This window comes from Providencia sp. 2024EL-00732 (assembly GCF_044006275.1).
GTDB lineage: Bacteria > Pseudomonadota > Gammaproteobacteria > Enterobacterales > Enterobacteriaceae > Providencia > Providencia huashanensis.
The window spans coordinates 23,600-36,756 of the sequence record NZ_JBIPDG010000016.1 but is presented as its reverse complement, the minus strand read 5'-3'; the positions used below and the strand labels follow the sequence as shown (position 1 = coordinate 36,756).

The window sequence follows — 13,157 nt, the reverse complement described above, 5'->3', positions numbered from 1 at the left end:
TCAAGAAAGTGAATAATATTGTTAGAGTCATCTTAATATGACAGTGTTGAATAAAGTCACTGAGTTTTATCGGGGTATGATTTAATTAAATCAAATGGAATATTATTAATAAATACATAAAATCAACATGTATTTAATGATATAGAATCGGTTGTTATGCGCTGATTTGGTGGCGAACTATCGAGCTTGTTAATATTGCTACAAGCTCGATAGCTGCTTTTTAGTTGTTACTGACGTAATGCTTTAATTTTATCTGGGGTGACATCTGCGGGTTGTCCCCCCCATTGGACCCGAAGGAAATTTACCAAATCACTGATTTGCTCATCTGTAAGTTGGCCTGCAAATCCAGGCATACTTTGCATGTTTTGGTTATTTGGGAATGGTTGTTCAGGTAAACCATCCAAAATGGTATTAATTAAATTAGTACTATCTACATCACGAAGCGTTGAATTACCTTTTAGCGCAACAGCGACATTAGGTTTTCCTTCCCCATCGTATGAATGGCAGCCAGAGCAAGTTTCCAAGTAAATTTGGTGGCCCTGTGGAGAACCCTCACCTATATTTAATGGTGAAGTTGCGGGTGGGTTGTCGCCCATTAAATAGGTCGCAATGGCTTTGTTATCTTCAGGTGTGAGATGTTGTGAGCTAAGATAAATCACCGGGTGCATATCACTGAAAGCAGACCCTTGCGGAGCGATACCGGTCATAAAAAATTGTTGCAAGTCCTTTGTTGTCCAACCGCGAGCTGCGAGAGCTTCAGGTGTAATATCTGGCGCCATAAAACGGCCTAAAGACCCACCTTTCATAAAGTTATCTAAATCCATTTCACCAAGTTTTCCTCTTGGAGTATGACATTCAGCGCAGTGCTCTAACACATTGACTAAATACTTTCCTCGCAACCATTCAGGAGAGCTACCTTGTGAACTATTTGGTAGGGGCTTATCGTTAAAAAACAATAAATTCCAGCCAATCATTGCCATACGTTGGTTTAGTGGAAAGGGCAGTTCGTTCTCAGGAGGAGCGACATCGACAGCAGGTTGGCTCATGAGGTAGCTGTAAATAGCATCAGAATCTTCACGCGTTATTCCTTTATAAGAGGTATAAGGCATGGCCGGATAAAGGTGCTTGCTAGGGGGAGAAATACCCTGAGTCAAAGCGGTATAGAACTCGTCTTTTGTCCAACGACCAATACCGAAATCAGCGGATGGCGTTAAGTTACTGCTGTAAATTGTCCCGAATGGCGTATCCAGAGGGAAACCGCCTGCCAGTGGTGCGCCATTGGCACTTGTATGGCATGCAGCGCAGTCACTCGCAAGGGTAAGGTAATGGCCTCGTTCGATTTCTTGTGCTGTCGCGGTAACTTTTTGCACTGGGCCATCTAATGTACGGCTTTCGTACCAATACAGCACAGCCCAAACGATAACAATGATGGCTATAAGCCATAATAGAATGCGTTTAATCATTTTATGGCCTCCTTGAGTAACCCTGGAGTACTGAGGACCACATCGCGTACGGCTTCGTAATAACGCACATAACCGGTACAGCGGCAGATATGATTATTAAGGGCTTGTTTAATCGCTTCTTCTAAATCTTCTTCGGCAATTGGGTTTTTCTGCAGTTGCTCAATAAAAATAGTTGCAGCATTAACAAAGCCGGGGGTGCAATAACCGCATTGAAAACTAAAGTGTTCAACAAAAGCTTGTTGCACTGGGGATAAAGTAATGTCGCCGTTTTCTTCTTTAGTTGCAGCGCCTTCAATTGTGCGAATACTTTTATTATTAAAAAAATGAGCCCCTGTGATGCAGGTTCGTATTTCTTCACTTGTACCGGATGGGTTGTCTAATATCACGACACAAGCGTGACAAATACCTTGCCCACAGCCGAGCCTTGAGCCCGTTAGGTCTAGGTATTCATGTAAGAAATCAATCATCATTAGGCCAGCAGGGACATCTATCGGTCCATAGGATTGGCCATTGATAGTTAGGGTGAGAGGAAGGAAATTTATGCTCATGATATTACCTCTATGATGTCTTCAGGGCGAACTGGCAGGCGCAGGAAGTGATGTCCTGTTGCGTCAGCAATGGCGTTAACGATGGATGAAACGACAGGGATCATTACGACCTCTGCGACACCTTTAGGGGGATCTGTTTCTGAAAGCCCCGGTAGGATTTCATTTGTCTGCTTCCAGACGGCAACATCACTGGCTAACGGCATATGATAACGGTTGAAATTCCATGTTCCGTTACCCGGTCCATCTTCATAGAGAGGTAAATATTCGTGTAATGCGTGGCCTATCCCCATCGCGAGTCCACCTTGGATCTGCCCTGAGACAAGCTGAGGTACAATAAGGTTGCCACATTCAACAACAGTATGATGATCTAGAAGTTCAACATGCCCCGTTGCCTTATCAATTGAGAGCTCAGAAAGTGTAGCAACAGCACTGTAGTAGGTGACACCTGCATTATTACGTTGTGTGTCAGGATAATAGGCTTTTTCACGATGCCAAACTTGGTAATCTTGATCTGCAAAGCGTAAAGAAAGACCATCAATGTATAAACGACGTGTCTCACCATTAATTTTGAAGTCAGCTTCAGCCCATTGCCAGCGGTTAAATACGTGGCAAACGGCGCCTGTAACCCCACCCATTTGGAAAGTTCGTTCAACTAAGCGAGATAAACTCAGTACTTCTAATCCATTAGCGGTTAAGCCATTTTCAACCCAACGCGCATCTTCACGTCGAACAACGAGAGGAGCGGCTTGTCCATTACCAATACCTTCTTGCCAAATAGACATCGCAGCAGGCCATAAACCATATTCGAATATTAATCGAGCGGCTTCATTCGTACTTTGAGTGAAGTAATAAGCGGAATTACTCGCACTTGCTGGTGAACAATAATTAGGTGTCCAAAGAGGGTTCTGTGCTAAGCGTTCCTGTTCTTCTTGTGACATAGCGAATGGATTACCACTCGAAACCATCGGTAATACAGACCAATCAACGACAGAAAAATGAGCTTCTTCTGCAGGTTTACCTAGCCATTTAGCGCAAACCACCGACTGAGAGGTTGACATACCTGTGCCAATTTCCGCTCCACTGTGATAGATAGCAATTTTACCTTCAGGAGTTAGCTCGACGCGGGCAAATGAAGATTCAGCTCCTGTACCAAAGTCTTTTTGTACGCATGAAATACCTGTGCCAAATAGTTTTCCACTATTTTTTGCTTCAAAGTCGGCTTTACGTTTGGCTCTTTCTAGCCACATGGGGTGCTCAGCACAACGGGATAGCACTTCATCGGCACGAATTGCGCCGCCAGGGATAGCGCCTTGGGTATTTTTCATACCTGATTTAATCAGGTTTTTCATTCGAAACTCTATAGGGTCTGCATTCAGTAATTTTGCGGCTTCTTCCATCAACATATCGGTGGCAGCCATTGCTTGCAAAGTCCCATAGCCACGAGCTGAGCCAGCATCTACAGCCCTTGACGCAATCCCGACTGCTGAGAGATCACTACGAGGGACGTAGTAGATTGCTTGGGCGCCAGTTGCCCCGACCATAACAACCGAAGGGGTAAAGTTACAGCGCCCGCCACCATCGCCAATGAATGATGCAGAAAGCGCTTCGATTTTGTGGGTTTTTTTATTAACGGCTAACGTGTAATCCATATCAAAAGCATGGCGTTTAATACTGGATTGAAATTGCTCATAGCGGTCATTGGCTAACCGAATTGGTACACCATCACCATAGAGTGTTGCCATAGCACCATAGTATGGAAATGGTGCATGGTCTTTGGAACCATAACCCACGGTAAAACAAGGATGTAAGAAAATTTGTTTAATCGGAAATTTTGATTTTGCCAACATCTCAGGTAGCGAAGCTGCGACTTCTTGAGGAGATTGAGTTGGAATAACTAAATGGAATGATTGGTTTTTTGCATCATACCAACCATTAGCATTATCAGGCTCAAGTGCTGCGGTATCAATAGATTGTGAGAAATAGTTACGTTTAATAATTAGCCAATCTTCAGGTGGGTTTTCTAACTGCTTGGCGAGTTCATCAGCATAAAACATGCCTTCTTCGTCCAGTTTTCCGCCTTCACGCCCTTCGGGCCAAACTGGTAGATGTTTTTTCATCCCGATAGGGGAAATTGGCATGTCTTTTAGACTAGAGTATACATCTGGTGAATAAGGCGTTTCTCCGCCAATTCTTACACCGCGGTAAGTTCCCCAAGGATTGCGTTCGAGAGGGCCAGTATAAGCGCCATATTGAATGATATCATCACGGAATTTTAGCGTTTCTTTCGCGAAGTTAAATCTAGCGAAGTCATGATAAATCAATAAAGCGACCGCTTGACCTAGATATGCGGGGGTTTTCCCTGTAGGTAACAACATGTCATCACCATAAAAGTCAGGGAAGGCGACACCATCTTTTTCTAAATCTGCTGCCGTCACAAGGCGATCAGGCATTAACCCATCTTTAAGACGACTGAGGTCAAAACCTTGATAGATTTTATCGGCTTGAGTAACTCGAAGTAGAAATGCATGACCCTGTTTTTTGGGCCAGTGAGGGATATCGCGAGCGCGTATATCTCGAGCAAATACTTTTTCTCCTTGAACTTTGGAAAAGCCATCAATTCGAAATTTTATTTGCTTATCTACGGGATTCCAATCTGGAGATTGAAGGATTTTTTCCTCGAATAGCACGTCAAAGGCACGGCTATACAAAGGCGCTAAATAAACAGATATCCCAGCAATAACGGCACATTTTAGAAAGTGTCTGCGGGAGAGTTCGACATTGCTTTTGCTCATAATACACCCTTACACTTATTTTTACTGTATCAGTGTTTTTATTTTTATAATTGCATTGATATTTATTCTATATCCATTTAACTATTGTTCAACTACTAATAATTAGCAAATTAATGAAAACTAAAGCTTGTTATCTTATTGAATATACCTTATCTATGAGATACGCAATAAATATATATACACATAACGTAACCTATGAATATTGGCATTTTAATATTAGCAGCAGGAAAAAGTGAACGTTTTCAAAAGGCTGGAGGTAAAGGAAGTAAATTAAATCTCGTGCTTGATAAGCAAACAGTTTTTGAGAAAACTTTATATAATTCAATGGGTAGTGGGCTTCCGATTCATGTGGTTACTCGCCCAAATAATGTTGATGTTATTAATAATTGCTTACAATTTAACATTTCATTTTCATTGTTAAATAGTGATGGGCTGGGTGATTCTATCGCATTAGGTGTTAAAGAAACGTGGCACTTAGATGGGTGGTTGATTCATTTGGCGGATATGCCATATATAAATAGTGAGTTATTTGTATGTGTAGCTAATGAATTAAAATATCATTCATTAGTAAGACCTATATATCAGGGGTGCCCTGGTCATCCAGTGGGGATATCTGCTAAATACTATTTAGATTTAATTAGATTGACGGGGGATGAAGGTGCAAAATCGCTATTACACCATAATGTTGTTTATGAAATGGATATAAATGATAAAAATGTTATTAAGGACATTGACTATCCAAGTTTTGATAACAAATAGGGAGCAAATATGTTGCGTGAAGATGTTTCTGTTATCTCTCAAGCGGTTGTTTGGATAAAAGAAGGGCCTATCTGGCTATGTACCGTATTGAATACTTATGGCTCTTCACCTAGAAGCCCTGGCTCTCTTTTGGTTGCAAGAAGTGATGGTCAGTATTTAGGCTCGCTTTCTGGAGGTTGTATTGAGGAAGACTTTATTCAACGAATTAAACAGACTGAATATACGGATAGCAGCCAAGTCGTACGTTATGGGCGAGGTGGCATCGAAGCCAAAGTAAATTTACCCTGTGAGGGGAGTTTAGATGTTTTAATAGAATATTTACCAAATAATGAAAAATCACTTAATTATCTAATCGAAATTCAAAATGCATTATTGGGTTATTCTGCAATTATCAAAAAAGTGACATTGCCGCAGCCCGGAATGATTAATACGGTAAAGGATATTGAGTTTTCAACACAGATAGAACGAGATGGTCACGATATTCAATTATACATTGCAGCTCCCCCAAAACTGATTATTGCTGGCATTTCAACAGTTGGCGCTTATTGTGCTAATTTTGCACTCACTTTAGGCTTTGAAGTGATTATTTGTGATCATAGAAATGATGAGTTATCACGTTTTTCGCAGCAGATTCCCTCTCAGATAGAAATCATACCTGTATTTCCTGCCCGTTATTTAGAAGAAAAGGGGTGTTCCCCTAATAGTGCAATAGTTTCATTAACTCATGACCCGCGGATCGATGATTTGACATTAATGGAAGCGGTAAATACAGATGCATTCTATATTGGTGCAATGGGCTCTGTAAGAACAAGCGCTCGTCGAAGAGAGCGTTTAGTTGAGACGGGCGGTATGTCAGTCGATGAAATTAAGCGTATTCATGCACCTATTGGTATTCCTATTGGGAGCAAAACCCCCCCTGAGATAGCATTAGCTATTATGGCGGATATTGTTGCTTATAAAAATGGGGTGAATTTGTCTAATCAGGTATGTGATAAGAAAAAGTTGATGACGACAGCTTAAATAGCATGTGATATTGAAAACTAAAGTTTCCTAACCATGGCTTGGATGAAAAAACAGTGAGCCTTTAATTTTAGGCCTCACTGTTTTTATTGATAGCGAGGTATACAGTTAAAGTATATTAGGACTGGGAAGCAATAACCATAATCTCAACAAGTACTTGGTCACGAGCCATATTAGCTTCAACCGCTGCACGCGCAGGGCTATTTTCTACAGGCATCCAATTTTCCCATGCTGCATTAAAGGCGGAAAAGTCTCTCGCCATATTTTTAATCCAAACTTGAGCAGATAAAATACGGGTTTTATCACTGTTGCTTGCTGCTAATAAGGCATCTATTTTCGCAAAAACTTCTTCAGTTTGTTGCGTAATATCGCCAGTTAAATCATTCGGTACCTGCCCTGATAAATAAACAATGCCTGCATGTTCAACACTATCAGCTAAGCGTGGTTTTGGGTTATTACGTTTAATGGGCATAGTTACCTCGTGAATCCAGTTAAAGAAATAGGTGATTTTTGTTCTGTAATAAGTTTAGTTAATATTTCTGCACTACCAGCAGCGAGTGTGAAACCTAAACTGCCGTGACCAATATTTAGCCACAAATTGTGGTATGCAGTTTTTCCTAAAATTGGAGGCCCTTTAGGTGTTGATGGACGTAAACCAAACCAACTTTCGGCGCTATCAACTTGTGGTAGCTCAGGAAAGGTTTTTTTTATGATTTTTTTGAGCGCTTTTATTCTATTTTCGCGTAAGCCAGCCGTGTCATATCCAATATCGACCATGGCAGCAATACGGAGTTGGTCATTAAGTTTGGCATAGACAATCTTATTTCCGTAATCAGTCACGTTAATTTTAGGTACTGTATTTTCTGTTTGTGGATATTTCACACTTAAGCTATACCCTTTAAGACCTAATATTGGCACATTAATTTTGAGCGACTTCAATAATTCACGACTGCCGTTACCTGCACAAACAATAAAATCATCGGCTTGAATTATTCCCTGGTGTGTCGCTACGCCTGTAATACGGTTATCTTGTTTAATGAAATATTGGACTGATTGTTGTAAACAAAGATTAAATTGCGGTTGAGTTTGCAAATATTGCAGGAGATTTTTACAGAACAAATAACAATCAGCACTTTCATCATCAGGAGCATAGATGGCACCGACTAATTGGGACTGTATATGTTTTAAAGAGGGTTCCAGTTCGATGATTTCAGCGGGTGTTAATGTTTTTTGGAATTGTTTATCGGCGGTTTCGCTGGCTTTTAGAAAGCTTTTCGAATCACGGTGGATAATCAGTTTGCCTGATTTTTCCCACGCAAAATCGCCTAAATCACCTTTTTGACGCCATAAATTCATCATATTTTGGCTTAATAATGATAAGCGTAAAAGATGGTCTCCGTTGATTCTATTGGTTTTTCGGTTACAAGCTAATGTGAATTGTGCTAACCAAGACCATTGGTGCACAGACGGGGTTATCTTTAAATTTAAAGGCGAGTCGTTTTTCCCCATCCAACGCAAACCTTGTAAAGGCACACCAGCATCGGCGAGTGGGGACACATAGCGATAACTAAGCTGACCACCATTTGCAAAACTGGTGTGCATTCCAACATCTGTTTCAGACTCAATTAACGTGACAGTTTGCCCCGCTTTAATTAATGCATATGCGGTACTTAGTCCAATCACACCGGCACCGATAATCACCACATGTTTAGCCATAATATTCTATAACCAATAATCACTAAGGAGTTATTATTTAACGGTGAATAGGTTAACTAAACAATTGAGTTTTCATTACCAGAGTATAACTTTTGGTTAACTGTTTTATTCCTTTTTTCCAAAGTTAACGCCAATGTATTGACGTAATTTTGTGCCGCTTTCGTTAATGGTCTATCCGCACGATGAAAGACGGAGACTGCGAGCTGTAAATCTTCTTTGAGAGGGTAAATCATTGATTCGGGTAAGGTATGCTCAGCTGAAAAAATATCGGTGATGCTACACCCCAACCCAGCTTGGACGAATTCAGCTGCCATATGATAAGTATGAACGCTAATGTTTGACTCTAAAAACTCATGGCGTTCTTGTAATAATTGAGCCAATGAATCTGAGCCAGGGTGTATCCAACGCTGTTGATCAATATCGATAAGAGAAACAGGTGAGTGTGATGGTGGTTTACTGTCTACATAGACCAACGGAATATTAGCAATCGGCAGCATTGTGATCCCACCTTCAATACTTAGGTTGAAGCCTATGCCAATATCTAAGTCTTGCTGAGTTAATAACTGCATAATATCTGTTGTGTGATGTGTTCCTATGGTCAGTTTAATATTGGGATGTTTTTTTATAAACAGAGCCGTTACTTCGGGAACGAGGTTTAACCCCAAGCTGGGGAGACACCCTACAGCAAGTTTACCTTGAGGGTTACGTGATAAGTTTTGTGCTAAAATTCTTAGCTTTTCTAAGTTGTGATAAACTTCTTTGGCTTCTTCAAACAGCAAATTGGCTTCATCAGTAGGGAGCAATTTCCCTCTTATCCGCTGAAATAACACTAGCCCAAGTTGTTGCTCTGCATGTTTTAAGGCTTTACTGGCTGCTGGTTGTGAAATATGTAAAACTTCTGCTGCACGAGTTAAAGACCCACAGGTCATGACTGCATAAAAAATATCAAGATGCCTTAATTTCATTGTATAAAACCTACTATTTTTCGCTATATCACTATGTTAGCGAAATCATTTAAATTAATCCGGATAAGTCATCACGTTGTTACGATGAATGTGAGCGATTACTCTATTTTTCGCTAATCAAGTTTTTCTTAGCGCAAAGGAACCAGTAAAGTTCAATAGTCTTTGAGGGGAAACGTGGGTAACTGAAAAGAAACAGAGAAGCGAGCCTATAGCTTTTTGTTATAGGCTCGCAAGTTATACTATCGTGTTAAGTAAAGTAAGTACCGATTTCAATAAAGATCTTAATTATGATGCTATTTGCAATATCAACAATAAAGGCTCCAACCATTGGAACAACTAAAAAGGCTTTATGTGATGGGCTAAAAGCTTTGGTAACTGTTTGCATATTGGCAATAGCTGTAGGGGTTGCCCCCATACCAAAGCCACAATGCCCTGCACTAATAACGACAGCATCATAATCTTTACCCATCATCTTAAAGGTAACAAAACAAGCGAATAGCACCATAACCATAGTTTGTACGGCAACGATGATTAAAACAGGCCCAGCCATACTCGCTAATTGACCAAATTTGAGTGACATTAATGCCATGGCTAAAAATAGTGATAATGCGACACTGCCTAATACATCAACTGTTGGCTCAAAAACCTCATGCTTAAATACATGGGTTAATACATTACGGATAATAATACCAACAAATAAACACCACACAAAAGTAGGTAAATGCAACACGGTATCTTTAAATAATTCACTGATATATCCACCAGCGACGATGCAGATAATTAACATCGAAATGGTCTCAATCACATTATTTGCATTAATTTTACGCTTAACGCTAGGTTGTTCAAAAGCCTCAATAATTGTTTCTTTTTCAAGTTCAGTGGCTTTTGGAATAGTGACTTTTTTCAATAAGTGACGAGCAACAGGACCACCAATTAACCCACCTAAGACTAAACCGAGGGTAGCGCAAGCCATCGCTAATTCAACTGCACCTGTGACACCGTATTTATCAGCCAGTATTGGCCCCCAAGCTCCTGCATTACCATGCCCACCGGTTAACGTCACTGACCCCGCAATTAAACCAATAAATGGGCTTTCATTTAATAAAACCGCCATTCCCATTCCTACTGTATTTTGAATGGTAATCAAAATGGTTACTGCGATGGTTAATAAAACGAGAGGTTTCCCTCCTTTTATTAATCGAGAAAAATCTGAACTTAACCCAATTGATGAGAAGAAGGTGATCATTAGAATGCTTTGTAGTGAAGCATCGAAAGTAAATGAATAACCTACTGTTTTATCAACGATTAATAAAATTATGGCAACAATAAACCCACCGACAACGGCTTCAGGAATATGGTTTTTTTGAAGAAATGGTGTGTATTTAACGACAAACATACCAATCAATAGCGCCAAACAAGCGACTAATAAAGTGTAGCTGGCATCTAGGATCATTATTTTACCTCAAGTTAGTTTACCAGAACTTTCACTGTTGTTATTTAACATTAGCGACAAATTAAATTACTTTGCTTAACTTTTGTTTAACAATGAGTTTTGTTTGGGTATCTATAACTTTTAGTTAACCATGATCTATAACACTATTTAGATATTGTTTTTTTCGTCGTTGAGTATTTTTGTGAGAATATCACTAATTATTTGTTTTTATGGTTTTTTTTGTTTTTGTGCCGTTTTTATATCGTAATGATAATGGTGTAAATGAGGTGTTTTTTTATCTGAGAAAGGTAAAGAGATAATCGAAAGGAATGATAAGAAGTGTGATGTGTGACATAAAAGAAAACCGCCACTAGTAAGAAAACAAAATAGTAATCTGTATGAATAATATAAGGTTTGTATCAAAAAATTAGCATTTTAAATAGTGACAATACCGGTTTTAAATTTATGGCTTAGAATTAAATAAATAACATTATTATTAACAAAAATCACAGTTTAATTTTGTTTGTATATTGTTATTTAGTGTTTTTCAGCATCTTTTTATTATTATCATAATAGGTTAATAGTTTAACTATTTGTTTTTTATGTTAATAAAAGATTATTGACACTCATTTTTATTTTAAAGTCTTATTTTTTCTTAATATAGTGAGAATAAAATTTTTGCTATGATGTATTACTATAGCTTATGTAAATCAATGGGGAATGTAGTTTGATCAAGGCTTATAAGATTACTCGGTAGCCCACTTAGTTATGATGATTTTTATGGAGTGTTTTAAATGAAAAAAACCATTCGGCAAGTAACATTCGAATTATTACGTAAATTAGGTGTAACAACCGTTTTTGGTAATCCAGGCTCAACAGAAGAAACATTTTTAAAAGATTTCCCGAGTGATTTTCGTTACATCCAAACTTTACATGAGTCTTCGGCTGTTGCCGCAGCTGATGGTTATGCTCAAGGTATGCGTAAGGTTGCTATGGTGAATGTACATACATCAGCAGGTTTAAGTAATGCGATGAGTAATATATTAACCGCCTATATGAACCGGACACCATTGATTATTACTGCCGGCAATCAAACGAGAGAAATGTTATTAATGGAACCTTGGCTGACAAATATCGAACCCGAAACACTTCCGAAACCGTGGGTGAAATGGAGCTATCAGCCTGTACGTGCTGAAGATGTCCCTGCTGCATTTATGCGGGCTTATGCTATGGCGTTGCAACCACCCGCAGGGCCTGTGTTTTTATCAATTCCGCTGGATGACTGGGATAAAGAGACACAAATGACGATGCCAACTGTTCGTTCAGTTTCGGAGCGTATTGGTTATGATCCTCTTCGTTTACAGGAATTTGCAACTGCTTTATCTAACGCTGAAAACCCCGTTTTGATTTACGGTTCAGCAATTGCAAGGGGGCAAGGGTGGGATGTGGCTATTCAATTGGCTGAAAAAATCAATGTACCAGTCTGGTCTGCTCCTGCATCCGAACGGCCTCCATTTCCTGAGGATCATCCTTTATATGCTGGTGGATTGCCTTTTGCGACAAAGCCATTATCAGAAAAACTGAAAGGTCATGATTTAGCTATTGTGGTCGGTGCACCCGTTTTTCGCTACTACCCTTATGTTGCGGGAAGCTATATCCCTGATGGTATGCGCTTATTGCATATTACAGATGACCCTATTGAGGCGGGGAGAGCCCCTGTTGGTGATAGTTTATTAAGTGATGCCGTTTTAGCGCTGGAAGGGTTGCACCAATTGGTGATGCCAAGAAAAATGGCTAAAACAGTGGTTAAGCAACCGCATGGTATGGCTCCTCATTCTACAGCAGAGACTCAGAACACTTCGGAAATATTAAGTGCCTCTCAGTTATTCCGCGCTCTGAGAGAGGTTTCCCCAGAAGATACTGTACTTGTTGAAGAATCTCCGTCTAATTTAGGCGAGTTACACCAAGAATGGCCGATAACGTTACCCGACTCTTTTTATACATTTGCGAGTGGTTCGTTAGGTTGGAATTTACCCGCGAGTGTTGGTATTGCACTAGCAGAGAGAGACAGTGGGCGGCATCGTCCTGTGATGGCAATTATTGGTGATGGTTCAATGCAATATTCTATTCAGGGTTTATGGAGCGCAGCTCAACATAATTTACCGATTGTTTTTGTGATACCTAAAAATAATGAGTATGCGATTTTAAAATCATTTGCGGTACTCGAGAAAACACCGGGGGTACCGGGGCTTGATATTCCAAACCTGGATATAGTTGCATTGGGTAAAGGATACGGTTGCAGCGCGGTAAGGGCTCAAACCGTTGATGAAGTCAAAAAAGCCTGCCAAGAAGCATTCAATCGTAATGGACCCACGGTGATTGAAGTTCCTATTTTAGCGTCTATTCCTCCACTTATCTAATTAACAAAAATAGTCCCTAGAATGGGGCTATTTTTGCCTATC

General features: G+C 39.9%; 10 protein-coding genes. 3 read left to right on the top strand and 7 right to left on the bottom strand.

The features are described from left to right. Window positions 1-227: 227 nt before the first annotated feature. Genes ACHB7C_RS18690 through ACHB7C_RS18680 form a run of 3 tightly spaced genes read right to left on the bottom strand, consistent with a single transcriptional unit; the run spans window position 228 to window position 4,803 of the window. Window positions 228-1,463 carry a cytochrome c gene (locus ACHB7C_RS18690; protein WP_042848917.1) on the bottom strand — a complete coding sequence of 412 codons (1,236 nt, stop codon included), beginning with the start codon at window positions 1,461-1,463 and terminating at the stop codon, window positions 228-230. After that, complete coding sequence (locus ACHB7C_RS18685) at window positions 1,460-2,011, bottom strand: (2Fe-2S)-binding protein (RefSeq protein WP_129467145.1); 552 nt, start codon at window positions 2,009-2,011, stop codon at window positions 1,460-1,462. The genes ACHB7C_RS18690 and ACHB7C_RS18685 overlap by 4 nt, the downstream gene beginning before the upstream one ends. Beyond that, entirely contained in the window at window positions 2,008-4,803 is a 2,796-nt protein-coding gene (locus ACHB7C_RS18680; RefSeq protein WP_048608130.1) for a xanthine dehydrogenase family protein molybdopterin-binding subunit, read from the bottom strand. Before ACHB7C_RS18680 ends, ACHB7C_RS18685 begins: the two co-directional genes overlap by 4 nt. A 195-nt stretch (window positions 4,804-4,998) precedes the next feature. On the opposite strand from ACHB7C_RS18680, the gene ACHB7C_RS18675 reads away from it, so the two are divergent. Together ACHB7C_RS18675 and ACHB7C_RS18670 are read left to right on the top strand one after the other, a co-directional pair. Then, a complete protein-coding gene (locus ACHB7C_RS18675) occupies window positions 4,999-5,562 on the top strand; it encodes an NTP transferase domain-containing protein (RefSeq protein WP_042848914.1) in 564 nt (187 codons plus the stop codon). 9 nt (window positions 5,563-5,571) lie between these two features. Continuing rightward, window positions 5,572-6,582 carry an XdhC family protein gene (locus tag ACHB7C_RS18670; RefSeq protein WP_206227348.1) on the top strand — a complete coding sequence of 337 codons (1,011 nt, stop codon included), beginning with the start codon at window positions 5,572-5,574 and terminating at the stop codon, window positions 6,580-6,582. A 118-nt stretch (window positions 6,583-6,700) separates the two neighbouring features. Here ACHB7C_RS18670 and ACHB7C_RS18665 read toward each other — a convergent pair whose 3' ends face one another. From ACHB7C_RS18665 to gltS, 4 genes are all read right to left on the bottom strand, one after another. Further along, window positions 6,701-7,054 (bottom strand): RidA family protein, encoded by a 354-nt coding sequence (locus tag ACHB7C_RS18665; RefSeq protein WP_042848912.1) that lies wholly within the window; start codon window positions 7,052-7,054, stop codon window positions 6,701-6,703. Between the two features lie 2 nt (window positions 7,055-7,056). Then, window positions 7,057-8,298, bottom strand: a complete 1,242-nt coding sequence (locus ACHB7C_RS18660; protein WP_042848911.1) for a D-amino acid dehydrogenase — start codon at window positions 8,296-8,298, stop codon at window positions 7,057-7,059. Window positions 8,299-8,354: 56 nt separating this feature from the next. Further along, window positions 8,355-9,263 (bottom strand): LysR family transcriptional regulator, encoded by a 909-nt coding sequence (locus ACHB7C_RS18655; protein ID WP_129467147.1) that lies wholly within the window; start codon window positions 9,261-9,263, stop codon window positions 8,355-8,357. Between the two features lie 247 nt (window positions 9,264-9,510). Continuing rightward, entirely contained in the window at window positions 9,511-10,716 is a 1,206-nt protein-coding gene (gene gltS / locus ACHB7C_RS18650) for a sodium/glutamate symporter (protein WP_042848909.1), read from the bottom strand. Between the two features lie 773 nt (window positions 10,717-11,489). Between gltS and mdlC the strand changes: the two genes are divergently transcribed. Continuing rightward, entirely contained in the window at window positions 11,490-13,115 is a 1,626-nt protein-coding gene (gene mdlC, locus ACHB7C_RS18645) for a benzoylformate decarboxylase (RefSeq protein ID WP_206227408.1), read from the top strand. Window positions 13,116-13,157: the final 42 nt, after the last annotated feature.